This window comes from Microbacterium sp. GW823-FHT02G05, from assembly GCF_058797175.1.
The window spans coordinates 714230-731256 of the sequence record NZ_JBXAJK010000002.1 but is presented as its reverse complement, the minus strand read 5'-3'; the positions used below and the strand labels follow the sequence as shown (position 1 = coordinate 731256).

Annotated in this window: 15 protein-coding genes; 11 read left to right on the top strand and 4 right to left on the bottom strand. The window is 66.9% G+C overall.

Translation table 11 applies throughout. The annotated features are described in order from the left end of the window. Positions 1–57: 57 nt before the first annotated feature. The 6 genes from truB to AC1REM_RS13525 all read left to right on the top strand — a co-directional run bounded on the left by truB (position 58) and on the right by AC1REM_RS13525 (position 6342). Positions 58–951: a tRNA pseudouridine(55) synthase TruB gene (gene truB, locus AC1REM_RS13550; RefSeq protein WP_492515078.1), complete on the top strand. Its 894-nt coding sequence runs from the start codon at positions 58–60 to the stop codon at positions 949–951. Continuing rightward, positions 948–1316: a hypothetical protein gene (locus tag AC1REM_RS13545; protein WP_492515077.1), complete on the top strand. Its 369-nt coding sequence runs from the start codon at positions 948–950 to the stop codon at positions 1314–1316. Before truB ends, AC1REM_RS13545 begins: the two co-directional genes overlap by 4 nt. Positions 1317–1377: 61 nt before the next feature. After that, entirely contained in the window at positions 1378–1770 is a 393-nt protein-coding gene (locus tag AC1REM_RS13540; protein WP_492515497.1) for a hypothetical protein, read from the top strand. Beyond that, entirely contained in the window at positions 1767–2738 is a 972-nt protein-coding gene (locus tag AC1REM_RS13535; protein ID WP_492515076.1) for a bifunctional riboflavin kinase/FAD synthetase, read from the top strand. The genes AC1REM_RS13540 and AC1REM_RS13535 overlap by 4 nt, the downstream gene beginning before the upstream one ends. A 233-nt stretch (positions 2739–2971) precedes the next feature. Further along, positions 2972–5113, top strand: coding sequence for a DEAD/DEAH box helicase (locus AC1REM_RS13530; RefSeq protein WP_492515075.1), 2142 nt, complete (start codon positions 2972–2974; stop codon positions 5111–5113). Between the two features lie 200 nt (positions 5114–5313). Next, positions 5314–6342, top strand: a complete 1029-nt coding sequence (locus tag AC1REM_RS13525) for an ATP-dependent 6-phosphofructokinase (protein WP_492515074.1) — start codon at positions 5314–5316, stop codon at positions 6340–6342. A gap of 66 nt (positions 6343–6408) precedes the next feature. On the opposite strand, the gene AC1REM_RS13520 is transcribed toward AC1REM_RS13525, so the two are convergent. Continuing rightward, entirely contained in the window at positions 6409–8532 is a 2124-nt protein-coding gene (locus AC1REM_RS13520; RefSeq protein ID WP_492515073.1) for a S9 family peptidase, read from the bottom strand. Between the two features lie 152 nt (positions 8533–8684). Here AC1REM_RS13520 and AC1REM_RS13515 point away from each other — a divergent pair, with 152 nt between their 5' ends. The 4 genes from AC1REM_RS13515 (at position 8685) to AC1REM_RS13500 (ending at position 12978) form a co-directional block, all read left to right on the top strand. Then, positions 8685–10046 carry an inorganic phosphate transporter gene (locus tag AC1REM_RS13515; protein WP_492515072.1) on the top strand — a complete coding sequence of 454 codons (1362 nt, stop codon included), beginning with the start codon at positions 8685–8687 and terminating at the stop codon, positions 10044–10046. Further along, complete coding sequence (locus AC1REM_RS13510) at positions 10043–10378, top strand: peptidase (protein WP_492515071.1); 336 nt, start codon at positions 10043–10045, stop codon at positions 10376–10378. The genes AC1REM_RS13515 and AC1REM_RS13510 overlap by 4 nt, the downstream gene beginning before the upstream one ends. Positions 10379–10543: 165 nt before the next feature. Next, the gene (locus tag AC1REM_RS13505) at positions 10544–11461 is read left to right on the top strand and encodes a phosphodiesterase (protein WP_492515070.1); all 918 of its coding nucleotides are present in this window, start codon (positions 10544–10546) and stop codon (positions 11459–11461) included. Between the two features lie 59 nt (positions 11462–11520). Further along, positions 11521–12978, top strand: coding sequence for an aspartate ammonia-lyase (locus tag AC1REM_RS13500; protein ID WP_492515069.1), 1458 nt, complete (start codon positions 11521–11523; stop codon positions 12976–12978). A gap of 63 nt (positions 12979–13041) precedes the next feature. On the opposite strand, the gene AC1REM_RS13495 is transcribed toward AC1REM_RS13500, so the two are convergent. Continuing rightward, positions 13042–13911 (bottom strand): fumarylacetoacetate hydrolase family protein, encoded by an 870-nt coding sequence (locus AC1REM_RS13495; RefSeq protein WP_492515068.1) that lies wholly within the window; start codon positions 13909–13911, stop codon positions 13042–13044. 126 nt (positions 13912–14037) lie between these two features. On the opposite strand from AC1REM_RS13495, the gene AC1REM_RS13490 reads away from it, so the two are divergent. Then, positions 14038–15249 carry a PrsW family intramembrane metalloprotease gene (locus AC1REM_RS13490; RefSeq protein WP_492515067.1) on the top strand — a complete coding sequence of 404 codons (1212 nt, stop codon included), beginning with the start codon at positions 14038–14040 and terminating at the stop codon, positions 15247–15249. Positions 15250–15389: 140 nt separating this feature from the next. On the opposite strand, the gene AC1REM_RS13485 is transcribed toward AC1REM_RS13490, so the two are convergent. Beyond that, a complete protein-coding gene (locus AC1REM_RS13485) occupies positions 15390–16094 on the bottom strand; it encodes a cache domain-containing protein (RefSeq protein ID WP_492515066.1) in 705 nt (234 codons plus the stop codon). A gap of 35 nt (positions 16095–16129) precedes the next feature. Next, on the bottom strand, positions 16130–16930 hold the full coding sequence (locus AC1REM_RS13480; RefSeq protein WP_492515065.1) for a FadR/GntR family transcriptional regulator: 801 nt from the start codon (positions 16928–16930) through the stop codon (positions 16130–16132). Between the last annotated feature and the right edge of the window lie 97 nt (positions 16931–17027).

Genomic DNA, 17027 nt, shown 5'->3' with positions numbered 1-17027 from the left:
GCGTATGGCCGGTGCGGCCAGGCGGAAGCGCTGCGGCCGACCGCATAGGCTGGATGCATGGTCTCACCCGGCATCCTCCTCGTCGACAAACCCGGGGGACTCACCAGTCATGACGTCGTCGCCCGCACTCGGCGAGCGTTCGGTACCCGCAAGGTCGGGCATGCCGGCACGCTGGATCCGATGGCGACGGGTCTTCTTGTCATCGGCATCGAAGGGGCCACGCGGCTGCTGACCTACATCGTCGGCGCCGACAAGACCTACCACGCGACGATTCGTCTCGGACAGTCCACACACACAGACGACGCGGATGGCGAGGTCACCGCGACGGCGTCGGCGGATGCCTGGAACGAGGTCACCGCTGAGCGCATCTCTGCGGGAATCGCCGCGTTGAGCGGCGAGATCGACCAGGTGCCGAGTGCCGTATCGGCCATCAAGGTCGATGGAAAGCGCGCGTACGACCGAGTGCGGGCGGGGGAGGACGTCGTGCTGACCTCACGTCGTGTGACGATCTCGCGCTTCGAGGTCATCGCCGAACGTACGGGGGCGGGTTTCCACGACCTGGACGTCATCGTCGAATGCTCCTCCGGCACCTACATCCGCTCGCTCGCTCGTGACCTGGGCGCAGATCTCGGGGTTGGCGGGCACCTGACGGCGCTGCGTCGCACACGAGTGGGCGCATTCGATGTCGCGGATGCCGTCGCGATCGACGCCCTCGAAGGGGCGGCGACACTCTCTCCGGCTGAGGCCGCCGCGCGCGTGCTGCCTGTGTTGACCGTGACCGCCGAAGAGGCACGCGATCTGCGCCATGGGAAACGGCTCAGCAGACAGGCAGAGCGGATGGCCGAGGCCCAGGCCGCCGCGATCGATCCGGATGACGTCCTCGTCGGCGTCGTCGAGAAGCGCGGCGCAGACCTGAAGAGCGCCATGAACATGCCGGAGGTCAGCGCATGATCCTGTGGTTCACGATCGTCCAGATCGCGATCGCCGTCATCGGCGGCCTCTTCTGTCTCGGCGCGGGATTCCTCGGACGTCGTCCCAGCGACTTCTCCGTCGGCGCGCTCGCCCTGATCGAGCTGGGACTCATCCTGCAGATCATCGTCGCGATCGTCGCACCGTTCGTCGGCAATGCCCCGACCGGCGACCTGCTGGAGTTCTGGACGTACCTGATCTCCGCCGCGCTCCTGCCGATCGGCGGGGCCGTGTGGGCCTTGCTGGAGCGCAGCAAGTGGAGCACCGTCATCATGGGCGTCGTAGGACTCTCGGTCGCGGTGATGCTCTGGCGTATGCAGGTCATCTGGACCCTCCCTGCGCTTTAGACTGGAAGGCGCTATGAGCATCGCCCCCCAGGATTCCGCGCAGACCGCACCGACCGCCCGCATGACCGGCATCGGGCGCGTTCTGGTGATCGTGTACGCCGTCATGGCGCTGGCTTCGACGGGGCGCTCGTTCGTCCAGATCGCGCAGCGTTTCGACGAGGCGCCGCTGGCCTACGTGCTGTCCGCGGTCGCCGCCGTCGTCTACATCGTGGCGACGGTCGCCCTCGTGCGAGCCGGGCGGCCCGGCTGGTACACCGTGGCATGGATCGCCATCGTCTTCGAGCTTTCCGGCGTGATCGTGGTCGGAGCCTTGAGCCTGCTCCTTCCGGCGCTCTTCCAGCACCCGACCGTGTGGTCGCAGTTCGGAATCGGCTACCTGTTCATTCCGCTGCTGCTGCCGGTGTTCGGAATCTGGTGGCTGCGCATGCACCATCCCCGACGGGACGCCCGATGATCGTCTTCCGCGACCCGAGCGAGATCCCCGCCGATTTCGGACGCACGGTCGTCGCGATCGGCAAGTTCGACGGCGTGCACGCCGGACATCGGGCGATCGTCGAACGCGCCAAGGAAGACGCCGCGCAGCTCGGGCACAAGACGGTCGCCGTGACGTTCGACCGCAACCCGCTCAGCATCCTGCGCCCGGATCGCTGCCCCGACAACGTCGTGACGGTCGATCGCAAGCTCGAACTCCTGGAAGCGACCGGGATCGACGCCGTGCTCGTGCTCACCTTCGATGAGCAGCTGGCGGCGCGCAGCGCCGAAGACTTCGTGCGCTCGCTGCTCGTGGACGCTCTGCACGTGTCGATGGTGCTGGTCGGGCGGGACTTCCGATTCGGCAAGGGTGGTGCGGGCACCCCCGCCCTGCTCGTCGAACTGGGCGCCGAGTACGACTTCACGGTCGACATCGTCGAGGACGTTTTCCTGCAGGGAACCGACCGTCGCGTCTCCTCGACGTGGATCCGCGAACTTCTCGCCGCGGGCGATGTGGCGCTTGCGGCTGCGGTGCTCGGCCGTCCGGTCAGTGTGCGCGGTGAGGTCGTGCACGGATTCAAGCGCGGGCGCGAGCTCGGCTTCCCGACCGCGAACCTCCCAGCGGTGCTCGACGACATGATCCCCGCTGACGGGATCTACGCGGGCTGGCTCGTCGATCACACCGACGGCGTGCGCCACCCGGCGGCCATCTCCGTCGGTGTCAACCCGACCTTCGACGACGTGCACGCGCGCCAGGTCGAGGCGCACGTGATCGACGAGACGAGTCTCGACCTCTACGGGCATTCCGTCACCGTCGAGTTCACACACCGTCTGCGAGGCATGACAGCCTTCGCCGGAATAGAGGCGCTCAAAGAGAGCATCGCAAGCGATGTCGTGCAGGCGCGAACTCTGCTCGCGGATGCGGCAGACCGCGACGCCGCGGCGCGGTGAGCAGGCACAGAGCCGACGCATTCCTCGAGTGTCGGCGCGTTCCGGCGAGGTTTCGCGGAATCTTGGTGCCTGATGCCGTAAACTGACGGCAGGTTCTTTCCGATCTGCGTGCCCCTTGCCCGCTCGGAGAGACACGCAAAGCCCGCGCAGTCCTGGCGTATGCCGCATGCGGGCGACGATTCGCAGTGTTCGCCTGTGCAGCAGGCGTTCTGGCATTCACGCTCAGGAGGAGCATGCCGACCACGGCCCCAGCCCGGCGCAAGAAGACGTCACGTCGTGACGATGAGGCGCCGCTGATTCCGATCCTCGCCCGCAAGGTGCGTGAGATCGAAGCAAAGTCCCAGCGCGGAAAGCTCGGACCCACCAATCGTGTCAAGTTCCAGGTCATCGCGTTCCTGGTGCGGGAGGAGCGTGCGCGGGTCAAGGCCGACGCGACCATCGCCGACGCCGCGCGCGCCGAGCTGCTCAAGCGCCTCGACGGCGTCGCGACGATCCTTGCGAAGACCGCGGCGCGCGACACCTCGCTGATCCAGTTGCTGGAAGCCGACCAGGCCACGAGCCCGGTCGCCAAGCGGATGCGACGCGACTGGCTGCTCGAATCGGGTGCCGAGCTCGCGCCGGAAGAGCTCATCATCACCGACATCGCCCCTGTCGCGGCGCCCGTGGTGCCGGCGGCCATCGCCGAGCGTCAGGTCATCCCGCCGACGATCGAGGCCCGCCAGCTCGCCAACCCGTTCCTGGCGCCAGATCTGACGCCCCGTGCGACGAGCACGCCGCGACGTCGGCTCGATGGCTGGGAGCTCATGAGCCCGCTGTACAAGGCATTCGAGACGGGTGCCGGAGGCGCCGCCGCGTCGATGGAGCTGCCGCCGGTTCCCGAGTACGACCACATCTCGCCCAAGGGGCTTGAGGTCATGGTGCACCAGTCGCGCTTCCTCGAGTCCGTGCGCGCTGGTCACCGCACCTTCCTGCTCGCGGACGAGCCCGGTCTCGGAAAGACCGCGCAGTCGGTGCTCGCCGCATCCGTCGCCAACGCCTACCCGCTGCTCGTCGTCGTGCCCAACGTGGTGAAGATGAACTGGGCGCGCGAGGTCGAGCGCTGGACGCCCCAGCGCCGGGCCACCGTCATCCAGGGCGACGGGGATGATATCGATGCCTTCGCGGACGTGTTCATCGTCAACTACGAGATCCTCGACCGTCACCTGTCTTGGCTGAGTGCGATCGGCCTGCGGGGGATGGTCGTCGACGAGGCGCACTTCATCAAGAACCTCAGCTCGCAGCGTTCGCAGAACGTGCTGGCCCTCGCCGCCCGTGTCCGCGAGTCGACGCCCGGCGGAAACCCGCTGCTCATGGCACTCACCGGCACCCCGCTGATCAACGACGTTGAGGACTTCGATGCGATCTGGCGGTTCCTGGGCTGGACGACGGGCGACAAGCCTGCGCCGAAGCTGATGGAGAAGCTCGACGCCACGGGGCTCACCCCGGCTGACAAGGCGTTCTATCCCGAGGCGCGCGACGCGGTCATCTCGATGGGCATCGTGCGGCGGAAGAAGAAGGACGTCGCCGCCGACCTCCCGGACAAGCTCATCGCAGACCTGCCGGTGCAGCTGGATGATGAGTTCGGGCGCAGCATCCGTCAGGCGGAGCGTGAGCTCGGAGAGCGCCTCGCGGCGAAGTACCGCCGCATCATCGACGCGCGCGGCGATCGAGGCCTCGCTCCTGGCGAGATCGACGACGACATCGTGCGTCTTGTCGCCCTCAATGAGCTCGAAGAGTCCAAGGCCGCCGGAACGGGCGGAGACAACGTCTTCACGATGGTCCGCAAGATCGGTCAGGCCAAGGCGCAGCTCGCCGCCGACTATGCGGTGCAGCTGCAGCGTTCGGTCGGCAAGGTCGTCTTCTTCGCCAAGCACATCGACGTCATGGATCAGGCGGAGGCGCACTTCGCGGCGTCCGGGATCCGTGCGGTCTCGATCCGCGGTGACCAGAGCACGACCGTCCGCCAGCAGGCGATCGACGACTTCAACGGCGACCCCGCCGTCGGCATCGCGGTGTGCTCGCTGACCGCAGCTGGCGTCGGGCTCAACCTGCAGGCCGCCTCCAACGTGGTCCTGGCGGAGCTCAGCTGGACCGCCGCAGAGCAGACGCAGGCGATCGACCGCGTGCACCGCATCGGTCAGGACGAGCCGGTCACGGCATGGCGCATCATCGCCGCGCACACGATCGACACCAAGATTGCCGAGCTCATCGATCAGAAGCAGGGCCTGGCGGCCCGTGCGCTCGACGGCGAGACGCTTGATGTCGTCGCGGGAGAGCCCGTGCAGCTTGCGGCGCTCATGCACCTGCTGCGTCAGGCGCTCGGAGCAGACGCGTAAAGAATTCCCGTTCTTCGCACTGATCACAGTGCGTAGAGCGGGGCTTCGTGCAAAAAAGGACGAATCTGCCCGAGAGGACTGTAAAGAATCCGGATTTTCGGCGCTGTCGAATGGCGCCGAACGCCCTTGCGCCGCTATGGTCGAGGAGAGGCAGCGTCGCCTTCGTTCCCACCCCTCCCGAAACGTGTGAAGGCAGCAGTATGAAGATCGGCATCCTCACCAGCGGCGGCGACTGCCCCGGCCTCAACGCGGTCATCCGCGGCGTCGTGCTCAAGGGCACCGAGACGTACGACCTCGAGTTCGTCGGCATCCGCGACGGATGGCGTGGCGTCGTCGAAGGCGATTTCTTCCCGCTCACGCGCCACGAGGTGAAGGGGCTCTCCAAGGTCGGCGGAACCATCCTCGGCACGAGCCGCACCAACCCCTATGAGGGCGAGCGGGGCGGCGCCGAGAACATCGCCAAGACGCTGGCGGCTCACGGCATCGACGGGATCATCGCCATCGGCGGTGAGGGCACGCTCGCTGCCGCCAACCGCCTGGCGAATGACGGCATCAACGTTCTCGGCGTTCCGAAGACGATCGACAACGACCTCAAGGCGACGGACTACTCCTTCGGCTTCGACACCGCCGTGAACATCGCGACGGACGCGATGGATCGTCTGCGCACGACCGGCGACTCGCACCAGCGCTGCATGGTGGCCGAGGTCATGGGTCGTCACGTGGGCTGGATCGCCCTGCACGCCGGAATGGCCGCAGGCGCACACGCGATCTGCATCCCTGAAGTGCCGATGTCGATCGAAGAGATCTGCGAGCTCGTCTCCAGCGCGAACGCACGAGGACGTGCGCCGCTCGTCGTCGTCTCCGAGGGATTCACCCTCTCCGGCATGGATGAGGCATACAGCGACAAGGGCCTCGACGCCTTCAATCGTCCGCGTCTCGGCGGCATCAGCGAGATCCTGGCTCCCGAGATCGAGCGCATCACGGGGATCGAGACGCGCTCGACCGTTCTCGGACACATCCAGCGCGGCGGTTCGCCCTCCGGATTCGACCGTGTGCTGGCGACCCGACTCGGGTTGCACGCCGCCGATGCCATCGTCGACCAGGCGTGGGGTGAGATGGTCTCCTTGCGCGGAACCGAGATCGTTCGGGTTCCGCTGGCAGACGCGCTCGTCGAGCTGAACACGGTTCCGCGCAGCCGCTACGACGAGGCGGCGGCGCTCTTCGGTTGAGTCGCCTCCCGTCCTGACGACGAATGCCCCGTCCGCTGCAGCGGACGGGGCATTCGTCGTCAGGACTCAGGAGTCGGCGAGCCCGAGACGGTCGAGGATCCACGCCTGTTCGAAGGCGCGCTCGCGCCACGCGTTGTATCGTCCGCTGACGCCGCCGTGACCGGCGACCATCTCGCACTTGAAGAGCACGTCCTCAGCGCCGGCCTCGCGCAGCCGGGCGACCCACTTGGCTGGCTCAACGTAGAGCACCCGGGTGTCGTTCAGGGAGGTGACCGCGAGGATCGGGGGATAAGTGACGTCTTCGCGGACGTTCTCGTACGGGGAGTACGACTTCATGTACGCGTAGACCTCGGCGTTGTGCAGCGGGTCGCCCCACTCATCCCACTCGATGACCGTCAGCGGCAGCGAGGGGTCGAGGATCGAGGTCAGTGCGTCGACGAACGGAACGGATGCCAGGATGCCGGCGAACAGCTCCGGGGCGAGGTTCGCGACGGCGCCCATGAGGAGGCCACCCGCGCTCCCGCCTTCGGCGACCATCTGCGACGGCGAGGTGACACTCGTGTCGATCAGGTGCTGTGCGCACGCGACGAAGTCCGAGAAGGAGTTCTTCTTGTTCTGAAGCTTGCCCGACTCGTACCATCCGCGCCCCAACTCGCCTCCGCCGCGGACATGCGCGACGGCGAAGATGACGCCGCGGTCCAGTTCGGAGAGCCGGGCCACGGAGAAACCGGGGTCGATCGAGTGCTCGTAGGAACCGTAGCCGTAGAGGTGGAGCGCTCGGGGTGTGTCGCCCGGGGCGCCGTATGAGCGCTTCCAGACCAGGGAGATCGGCACGCGGGTGCCGTCATCCGCCGTCGCCCAGGCGCGGGCCTGGTCGTAATCGGCGGCGTCGTAGCCGCCCAGCACCGGCTGCTGCTTGCGCAGATGCAGGGTGCGGGTTGCAAGCTCCAGGTCGTAGACGGTGCCGGGGGTGACGAACGACGAGTAGCCGAGACGCAGGAAGGGGGAGTGCCATTCCGGATTGCCGCCGAGGCCCGCGGAGTAGAGCGGCTCGTCGAAGGACAGCTCGTCGAGTGCGCCGTCTGCGGGGTTCAGGAGAGCCACGCGGCTGATGCCTTCGCGGCGGTACTCGACGACCGTGTGGTCGCGGAAGCAGTCCACGTCTTCCAACCGGCGGCCTGCTTCGTGCGCGATCACGACGTGCCGCTCACCCTGCGGGTCATCGGCCGCCACGCGCACCAGCTCGAAGTCGAGGGCGCCGTCGTTGTGCAGGATCAGCAGTTCATCGCGTCCGTCGACGACCGTGTGGTCGACCGAGTACTCGACACCTTCGCGGCGCGGCCACACGACGCGGGGCGGGGCCGTGAGGTCGTCGAGGTCGACCAGGTAGTCCTCGGAGGTGATGTTGGAACCGACACCGATCACGAGGTACCGACGGCTGCGGGTGATCCCCGCACCGAGCCAGAAGCGCTCGTCGGGCTCGTGGAAGAGCTTCACATCATCTGCGACCGGGGTGCCGAGGCGGTGCAGCCAGAGCGTGTCGGGACGCCAGGCATCATCCACGGTCGTGTAGATGACGGATTCGCCGTCGGGCGTGAAGAAGGCGCCCGCGGTATCCGCGATCTCGTCGCTCAGCGTCTCGCCGGTGACCAGGTCGCGCACACGCACCGTGTAGCGCTCGTCACCGGTGACGTCCGTCGACCAGAGCAGTCGTGTCGCGTCATCCGACACATCGAACGCGCCGAGCGAGAAGAACTCTTGGCCTTCGGCCTCGACGTTGCTGTCGAGCAGCACCTGCTCACCGGGAACCGGCTGCGCGGCGTCGAGGAGGGGTGGGGTCCAGTCATCCGCGTCGGTCACGCGCGCGCGGCACTGAAGTCCGTACTGCGCGCCCTCGACGGTCCGGCCGTAGTACCACCAGTCGCCGCGTCGAGTCGGCACGGAAAGGTCGCTCTCCTTGACGCGCGACTTGATCTCTCCGAACAGCGTCTCGCGGAGATCTGCGAGGTGCGCCGTGCGTGCATCGGTGTAGGCGTTCTCCGCCTCAAGGTGCGCGATGACATCGGCATCTTCTTTGGCGCGAAGCCATTCGTATCCGTCGATCACGTCGTCACCGTGGTGGCTGCGGACGGTGTCTCGGCGGTCGGCGCGAGGAGCGGAAAGAGCGGTATCGGGAGCGTCTGGAGTCACCCATCCACGCTAGCCCACCCAAGTTGACCCGCGCCGGGGCGAGTGGGAGGATTTACCGGGCTCCTTAACGGATGTTGTACCCACGGTGAACTTTTCGTTCGTCACGCCGATCCCGTCGGCACACCCACTTTCCCTCCCAACGAAAGCAAACGGTGGAAACCGCAGCCCTCCTCGTCGTGCTGGTGATTGCACTGGCACTGTTCTTCGACTTCACGAATGGCTTCCACGACACCGCGAACGCGATGGCCACGCCCATCGCCACCGGTGCCCTCAAGCCCAAGGTCGCCGTCCTCCTCGCTGCCGCCCTCAACCTGGTCGGAGCCTTCCTCTCCACCGAGGTCGCCAAGACCGTCTCCGGCGGCATCGTGCGAGAAGATGCGATCCGCCAGATGGGGGCCGAAGTCTTCGTGCCGATCATCTTCGCGGGTCTGATCGGTGCGATCACCTGGAACATGCTCACCTGGCTTCTCGGCCTTCCCTCGAGCTCTTCTCACGCCCTGTTCGGCGGTCTGATCGGTGCAACGCTCGCCGGCGTCGGCGGCATGGGCATCGACTTCGGTGTCGTCCTCTCCAAGATCATCCTTCCGGCGCTCATCGCGCCTCTGACCGCGGGCGTCATCGCGTTCATCGCGACGAAGATCGCCTACTCGGTCACCCGTCGCTACGACGGCAAGCCCGATGGGCGTGACGGCTTCCGCTGGGGTCAGATCTTCACCTCCTCGCTCGTGGCTCTCGCGCACGGAACGAACGACGCGCAGAAGACCATGGGCATCATCACGCTCACGCTCATCACGGTGGGCTGGCAGTCGGATGCACACCACGAGCCCGAGTTCTGGGTCATCGCGGCGTGTGCGTTCACGATCGCCCTCGGCACCTACCTCGGCGGTTGGCGCATCATCCGCACGCTCGGAAAGGGCCTCACCGAGGTCAAGCCCGCGCAGGGGTTCGCGGCTGAGAGCTCGACCTCGGCCACGATCCTGGCCTCGAGCGCACTGGGCTTCGCGCTCTCGACCACCCAGGTCGCCTCCGGTTCTGTCATCGGCTCCGGCCTCGGGCGCCGGGGATCGACGGTGCGCTGGCGGACCGCCGGTCGCATCGGCATCGGCTGGCTGCTCACGCTGCCCGCAGCCGGGGCTGTCGGTGCGATCGCGGCGCTGATCGCGAAGCACTTCGGCACTCTCGGCATCGTGATCGACGCTGTGATCGCGCTCACGGTCATCGTGGGTCTGTACCTGCGTTCGCGTCGTGACATGGTCACGTCGTCGAATGCGATGAGCGATGTCGCAGAATCCGGCCATGTGGTCGAGCTTCCGGACACCCCGCCGCCGACGAACCGTCAGCTGCGCATCGAGCATGCGAAGGCCGAGGCTCGCCGCCGCGCAGAAGAGCGGGAGAAGGCGAAGGCCAAGAAGAAGGCTGCTCGGAAGAAGCAGGAGAAGGCCGAAGCGAAGGTGGACCCGCCTGCGACGGCGGATGCGACGCCCAGTGCCGCCACGAAGGAGGCTGAGAAGTGAACGTCGTCATCAACTGGCTGGCCTTCCTCCAGGTCTTCATCGCCTCGCTCATCGGTGCGGCCGCGATCGTCACGTTCTACGCGGTCGGTCTCCGTCTGCTCGTTCGCAGCGGACACGCCCCCGTGGTCAGCCCTGCGGAGTTCACGGACGCGATCACCGTCGTGACGCCGAAGGAGCTGCGTCGTGCCGAGAAGGCCGCCGCGAAGGCGGCTCGTAAGAGCCCGCTCACGGAGGGGCAGAAGCGGCTCGCCCTCGTCGGCGCATACGGCTGCTTCGCTCTGTGTGCTCTGGCCGTGATCGGCGGAATCCTCATCATCGTCATCGGCCACTGAGCCGAGCATCATCGACGCCCTCGTCAGCGGATCAGTCCGCGGACGAGGGCGTCGACGATTTCATCCGTCGACGTCTCGGGGTTGATCGGCGTCGTGAGACGGTCGAGAAGCAGGCCGTCGATCGCGTAGTGGGTGAGTGTCGTACGAGCCGCCTAGGCTGAGGGTATGTCAGGAAGCGACCACGTTCCCGTGTTCGGACGCTATGAGCCCGCATCGCACGTGATCATCCATGTCAGCGATCCGCATTTCCTGGCGTCGGGCGCCAAGCTGGGCGGGCGCTACGACGTCGAGCAGAACTTCGCCCAGACTCTCGACGCGATCCGCGCCGTACATCCCCATCCAGCGGCGATCGTCATCACGGGCGACCTCGCCGACCTGGGGGAGCCGGACGCCTATCGACGACTGCGCGCGGCTGTGGAGCCGGTCGCCGCTCATCTCGGCGCCCCGCTCATCTGGGTGGCCGGAAACCATGATGAGCGTCCGGCGTTGCGTGAGCATCTTCTCGACCTGCCGCCCACAGAGGAACCGGTCACGGGGGTGTGGGACCTCGACGGCCTGCGGATCATCGCTCTCGACACGAGCGTCCCCGGGTGGCACCACGGTGACCTTGGCGAGGAGCAGCTTGCGTGGTTGGCCGCGGAACTGCGCACTCCCGCGCCGCACGGGACGCTCCTGGCCATGCATCATCCGCCCCTGCCGAGTCACGTGTCGTTCTTCGACATTCTGGAATTGCGTCATCAGGAGGAACTCGCCGCGGTTCTCCGTGGCAGTGATGTGCGCGGCATCCTCGCCGGACACCTCCACTATTCCGCCCACGGCACATTCGCGGGCATCCCGGTGAGCGTCGCATCCGCCACCTGCTACACGATGAACCTGGCCCGGCCAGCGGCGGATGTCAACGGCATGGATGCCGCGCAGGCCTTTCAGCTCGTGCATGTGCGGCCCGAGGGGATCACGCACAGCGTCGTACCGGTGGTGCAGGCCGACACAGGGTCGTACTTCTCCGCGGAGTGGCTCGCGCGGATGGCCGAACTGTCTCCCGACGAACGGCTGGAAGCGTTCTCTCGAAAACCCGGGCGCTGAGCGGCCTAGACTGGTGGCATCCCCCTCCTTCTACCCGCCACGACCCACAAGGATGTGACATGGCCATTGATGCGCCTGCCCTGACTCGTACCGAGACCGATTCGATCGGCAGCATGGAAATCCCCGCCGATGCGTATTGGGGTGTGCACACCGCCCGCGCCGCCGCGAACTTCCCGATCACGAAGCGACCGATCTCGGTGTACCCGGATCTGATTCGCGCTCTCGCGATGGTGAAGCAGGCCAGCGCCCGTGCGAACAAGGAGATCGGCGTGCTCGACGCCGAGCGTGCCGATCTGATCGACCGCGCCGCGCAGAAGGTCATCGATGGGGAGTTCCACGACCAGTTCGTGGTCGGCGTGATCCAGGGTGGCGCCGGCACATCGACGAACATGAACGCGAACGAGGTCATCACCAACGTCGCGCTCGAGCTCGCCGGACGCGAGAAGGGCGACTACGGCTTCCTCTCACCGATCGACCACACGAACCGCAGCCAGTCCACGAACGACGTCTACCCGACGGCGATCAAGATCGGACTCTCGCTGACCCTGCGTGAGCTGCTCGAAGAGCTCGACCTTCTGCGTCTGTCGTTCCTCGGCAAGTCCCGCGAGTTCCACGACATCCTGAAGGTCGGCCGCACGCAGCTGCAGGATGCCGTACCGATGACTCTCGGCCAGGAGTTCCACGGTTTCGCCACCACGCTCGGCGAGGACTACAGCCGTCTCACCGAGAACGCCTCGCTCATGTTCGAGATCAACATGGGCGCCACCGCGATCGGCACCGGCATCACGACGCACCCGAACTACTCGCGTGCCGTGCTCCGTCACCTGCGTGAGATCTCCGGTCTCGATCTGCAGACGGCGACCGACCTGGTGGAGTCCACGAGCGACACTGGCTCGTTCATGTCGTTCTCGTCGTCCCTCAAGCGCAACGCGATCAAGCTCTCGAAGATCTGCAACGACCTGCGGCTGCTGTCGTCGGGTCCGCAGGCTGGCCTCGGCGAGATCAACCTCCCCGCGATGCAGGCGGGCTCCAGCATCATGCCCGGCAAGGTCAACCCGGTGATCCCGGAAGTCGTCAACCAGGTCGCCTTCGCGGTGGTCGGTTCCGACATGACCGTGACGATGGCGGTGGAAGCAGGGCAGCTGCAGCTCAACGCTTTCGAGCCGGTGATCGCGCACTCGATCTTCCAGTCCATCACCTGGATGCGCCAGGCGATGTGGACGCTCCGCGTGAACTGCGTCGACGGGATCACTGCGAATCGCGACCGCCTGGGCGCGATGGTCGGATCCTCCGTGGGCGTCATCACCGCGCTCACGCCGTTCATCGGCTACGCGGCGTCGGCGGCTCTCGCGAAGACGGCGCTGCTGACGAACCGCAACGTCGCCGACCTCGTCGTCGAGGCGGGGCTCATGTCGCGTGAAGAGGTCACGAAGCAGCTCGCTCCCGCGCGCCTCTCGGGTCTGGAGACGATCACCGCGGCGATTCCGGTGATCGCTGCCGAAGACATCGTCGAGTAGTTCTCCGACGCGAAGGGGGCTCGGATGCTGCGCAGCATCCGAGCCCCCTTCTTGTTGTAGCCCTCAGTCGAGGATGCGGCAGTGCGTGGTCAGTTCTCCGATTCCATCGATGCCGACGGTCACGGTCGAGCGGTCCCGGAGGAAGATCTGCGGATCGCGGGAGTACCCGGCGCCCCCGGGGCTGCCTGTGGAGATCAGCGTGCCGGGGAGAAGCGTGAGGGACTGCGACAGGTGCGCGATGAGGGTGCGCACCGAGCGCACCATCTGATTCGTCGAGGCGTCCTGCACCATGTGGCCGTCGACGTTCGTCCAGATGTGCAGGTCCTGCGGGTCGGCGATCTCGTCGGCTGTGACGACGACGGGGCCGGTCGGGGTGAAACCGTCGAAGGACTTGCAGCGCGACCACTGCGCCTCGGCGAACTGGATGTCGCGGGCGGTGATGTCGTTGACGACGGTGTAGCCCCACACGTGGTCGAGGGCGTCCTCCTCGGACACGTCTTTCGCGGCGGTGCCGATCAGCACCCCGAGTTCTGCCTCGTAGTCGACGGACTCGCTGAGGGAGCGCGGCCACGAGGTCGTCTGTCCGTGCCCTGTGAGGGAGTTCGGCCACAGCGTGAACACGGTCGGAGCGGCATCCGTCTTCAGCCCGAGCTCACTGGAGTGTGCCGCGTAGTTCAACCCCACGGCGAGCACCGCCGGGGGAGCGGTCACTGCCGAGGCGAAGGTGAAATCCGTCAGCTCGTGAGCGACGGCGGCACCGTCCGCGATCGCGGCCCGCACGGCGTCGAGGGCAGCGGGGCCGCCGGCGATGAGCTCTTGCAGCGTCGCGGGAGCATCGGGATAGAGGGTGGAGACGAGGATCGCCTGTGATCCGTCGAGGACGGCCAGGGCCGGCTCCGGAAGGTCGGCGCGAACCAGGTGAGCAAATCGCATGATTCCACGGTAGCCGTCTCCTTCCGTTCGCGGGCCCTCCGACACCGCGCTGATCTCTGCCGCGTTGATTCTGAAACTATTGATCGGATGAACGTGCGGGTGAGGGCGCCCGCTACGCTCGACAGCATGACCTTGCCGCCGCCTCCGTCATCGCCGCTCTCGGGCGCGGAGACATCGTTCGCCTCTGCGTTGGCGCAACCGACGCGTTACGCGCCGCCGGCACCGGTGGCTCCGCCCACCCCGCACATCTCCACACTGCCGAAGGTCGCCGCGCGCGGACGCGGTGTATCGATCTGGCTGTTCGGTGTCCTGGCATTCGCGATGCTCGCTCTCGTGGGCTACTTTCTGACCTTCCTCGGCGGCGTCGCCTCCGGAGTGGGCTTGGTTCTGGCGCTGGTCCCGCTCGCGATCGTGCTGTTCGGTGTGCGTCTCATCGACCGTTGGGAACCTGAGCCCAAGGCCGTTGTGACCTTCGCGCTCGCCTGGGGTGCGATCGCCGCCGTGGGCATCACTCTGCTCGTCGACCTCGCGCTCACCGACGTGTTCGGGCGCGGCGAGCTGCGCGAGATCACGTCGACCGTCATCCAGGCTCCGGTCGTCGAAGAGCTGGCCAAGGGGCTCGGAGTGCTCCTGATCTTCCTCGTCGCGCGACGCACGTTCGACGGACCGGTCGACGGGGTCGTCTACGGGGCACTCGTGGGTGCCGGATTCGCGTTCACTGAGAACATCCAGTACTTCGCCATCAGTCTGATCGAGGGCGGCAGCGTCGATCTCACGGCCACGTTCTTCATGCGCGGCCTGCTCTCGCCGTTCGCTCATGCCATGTTCACGGCCGTCACCGGATACGCGATCGGCTTGGCCGCCCGACGACACGGGACGGTCGGGGCCGCCGCCAGCGCGGGCTTCGTCGGCCTTCTCGGTGCGATCGTCCTGCACGCCTTCTGGAACGGATCGGCGCTGTTCGGCGACTTCTTCGCCCTCTACGTGACCCTCCAGGTGCCCCTCTTCGGCGCGTTCATCTTCGCGGTCATCGCGCTGAAACGGGAAGAGGCCCGGCTCACCTATGACCGGCTCAGCGACTACGCCGCCGCGGGATGGTTCACGCCGGAGGAAGTCACGATGCTCGCCACCCGAGCGGGGCGGAAGTCGGGCCTGGCGTGGGCGCGGACGCTTCGCGAGGATCGTCGGCCGCTCATGCGGTCGTTCATCGCGGATGCCACGGCGCTCGCCGCGGTGCGTCAGCGGGCGATAACGGGTCGCGACGCTCTCGCCGCACATGACGAGCAGATTCTGCTGCAGCGGGCCAGTGCGACGAGAGCGGCCCTGCTCGCCTATTGATCTCCGGCGACGACTGCCTCGGAAAGACTCAGCGCCCGGTGCCGCGGCGATGCCTGCGTGTCTACCGGGCGCTGAGTTGATCTGACACCAGGATCACCCGGGCACGTGATCGTGTCAAGGGGTCGACCGAAATGTCGCGTTCAGGCGTCGACGATCACATCGAGGGCGACGTCGGCGCAGGGCTGGCGGGGGAGTTCGGCGAGACGACTGGCGCGTACGGAATCTCCGGTGGCCCACTGGGGGTCCGTCGACACGATGACGCGTCCTACGCCGTTGACGAGAGTGACCTCGGCGCCGAGAGCGCGCAGCCGCGGCACGAGGTCCCGCTCCACGGCGTCGATGAGGAGGTCAAGGCCCGCCACGCCGGCGAACTCGGTGCCGATCCGCACGGGGACTGCCACGGTGATGGTGTACTCGTCGCTGCACAGGTAGTCGACATAGGGTCCGGCCACATGAGGGAGCCCCGTGGCCAGTGGAACGCGGTACCACTCGAGTTCGCTGTAGTCGATGTGCTCCTTATTCACGGACTGCGACGCGAGCACAAGCTGACGCTGGTCGGCGCCCTGCCACCATGCGAGGTAGTTGCGTGCGTCGGAGAGGAGATCGATCGCCGCGATGAATCCCGCGCCGTACACCGGAGCGGACGGCAGGGCGAGCGTGCGGATGGCATGCGGTTCGACGATCGTGTCGAGCTTGGCGCGGGTGAGCGCACCGGTGGCGCGCGTCTTCTCGAGTGCGTCTGCAAGCGTGCCGACCCATCCTTCGAGGGTGCGGATCGGCTCGAGGAAGTACTCGCGTACGAGGTGCGCCGCGGACTCGAGGGTGTCCTGCGTTGGTGTGAGCATCACGTCCTCCTTTGGAGCGTGGGGAATGCTGAGAATCATGGGGCCGAGCTCTGCACCGCGATGAGGGCGTCCACGGCCGCGCGAACGAGCGCTTCGGACGCGCGGCTCGCGGCATCGACATCGCCGGCGTCGACCGCGTCGATCACCGCGCGCAGCGCCACTCCCTGCGCGGCGGCATCGAATCCTGCATCTGCGCAGAGCCCGAGGTACGGCGAGAACTCGGCCTGCAGCTTCATCTGCTCGCGAGTGAGTCGTGCGGACTGACTGAGCGCGACGAGTTCGAGCTGCGTGTCATCGAGGAGCCGGCGCTGTTGATCCGGCGCGAGCTCGGGAAGTCGGGCGAGGTGCTGTCGAATGAGCTGCACTTCGGTGCTGTCTGCGCGACGAGCCGCCAGCCGCATGCACGCTCCCGTGATCGCGGCGTAGTGCGCACCGAGGTCGCGCAGGGCGAGCCGGGAGGAGTTCTTGAGTGCTTCGCGGGCGAACTGCAGGGGGTCGGCATGTTCGGCGACGAAGCTGCCGCCTTTGCGTCCGCGCCGAGTGACCAGGAGTCCGCGCCCGCGCACCGCGAGCAGCGCTTCACGGACGGTGACGGGCGCGACGCCGAGACTGCGGGCAAGGTCTGATTCGGTGGGGAGACGCTCGCCGGCACGCAGGTGGCCCCGTGTGATCGCGTCGACGATTCGGCGCTCTACGAGCTCGGCGCGGCCCTCGCCTCCGATCGGCTGGAACAGTGCGCCCTGGAGGCGATGGGCGCCGACCGCGGCGTCCGCGGCGGACGCCGGCCGCTGAACAGGGGGTTCAGCGGCGTGCGACGTCGGCGTCAGCGATTCCATGGCCACGATTCTTTCATCATCCGGGATGCGTGATCGAAATGATACTTGAACTATTTCATATGTGTTTATATGTTTATCTTCGCAACCGCGTTCGACG

Excerpts from the sequence above, each read along its gene's own strand:
- AC1REM_RS13480 (WP_492515065.1), bottom strand. The coding sequence starts at position 16,930 with ATGGAATCGCTGACGCCGACGTCGCACGCCGCTGAACCCCCTGTTCAG.
- AC1REM_RS13500 (WP_492515069.1), top strand. The coding sequence starts at position 11,521 with ATGGCCATTGATGCGCCTGCCCTGACTCGTACCGAGACCGATTCGATC.
- AC1REM_RS13505 (WP_492515070.1), top strand. The coding sequence starts at position 10,544 with ATGTCAGGAAGCGACCACGTTCCCGTGTTCGGACGCTATGAGCCCGCA.
- AC1REM_RS13495 (WP_492515068.1), bottom strand. The coding sequence starts at position 13,911 with ATGCGATTTGCTCACCTGGTTCGCGCCGACCTTCCGGAGCCGGCCCTG.
- truB (WP_492515078.1), top strand. The coding sequence starts at position 58 with ATGGTCTCACCCGGCATCCTCCTCGTCGACAAACCCGGGGGACTCACC.
- AC1REM_RS13545 (WP_492515077.1), top strand. The coding sequence starts at position 948 with ATGATCCTGTGGTTCACGATCGTCCAGATCGCGATCGCCGTCATCGGC.
- AC1REM_RS13485 (WP_492515066.1), bottom strand. The coding sequence starts at position 16,094 with ATGCTCACACCAACGCAGGACACCCTCGAGTCCGCGGCGCACCTCGTA.
- AC1REM_RS13530 (WP_492515075.1), top strand. The coding sequence starts at position 2,972 with ATGCCGACCACGGCCCCAGCCCGGCGCAAGAAGACGTCACGTCGTGAC.
- AC1REM_RS13490 (WP_492515067.1), top strand. The coding sequence starts at position 14,038 with ATGACCTTGCCGCCGCCTCCGTCATCGCCGCTCTCGGGCGCGGAGACA.
- AC1REM_RS13540 (WP_492515497.1), top strand. The coding sequence starts at position 1,378 with ATGACCGGCATCGGGCGCGTTCTGGTGATCGTGTACGCCGTCATGGCG.
- AC1REM_RS13535 (WP_492515076.1), top strand. The coding sequence starts at position 1,767 with ATGATCGTCTTCCGCGACCCGAGCGAGATCCCCGCCGATTTCGGACGC.
- AC1REM_RS13525 (WP_492515074.1), top strand. The coding sequence starts at position 5,314 with ATGAAGATCGGCATCCTCACCAGCGGCGGCGACTGCCCCGGCCTCAAC.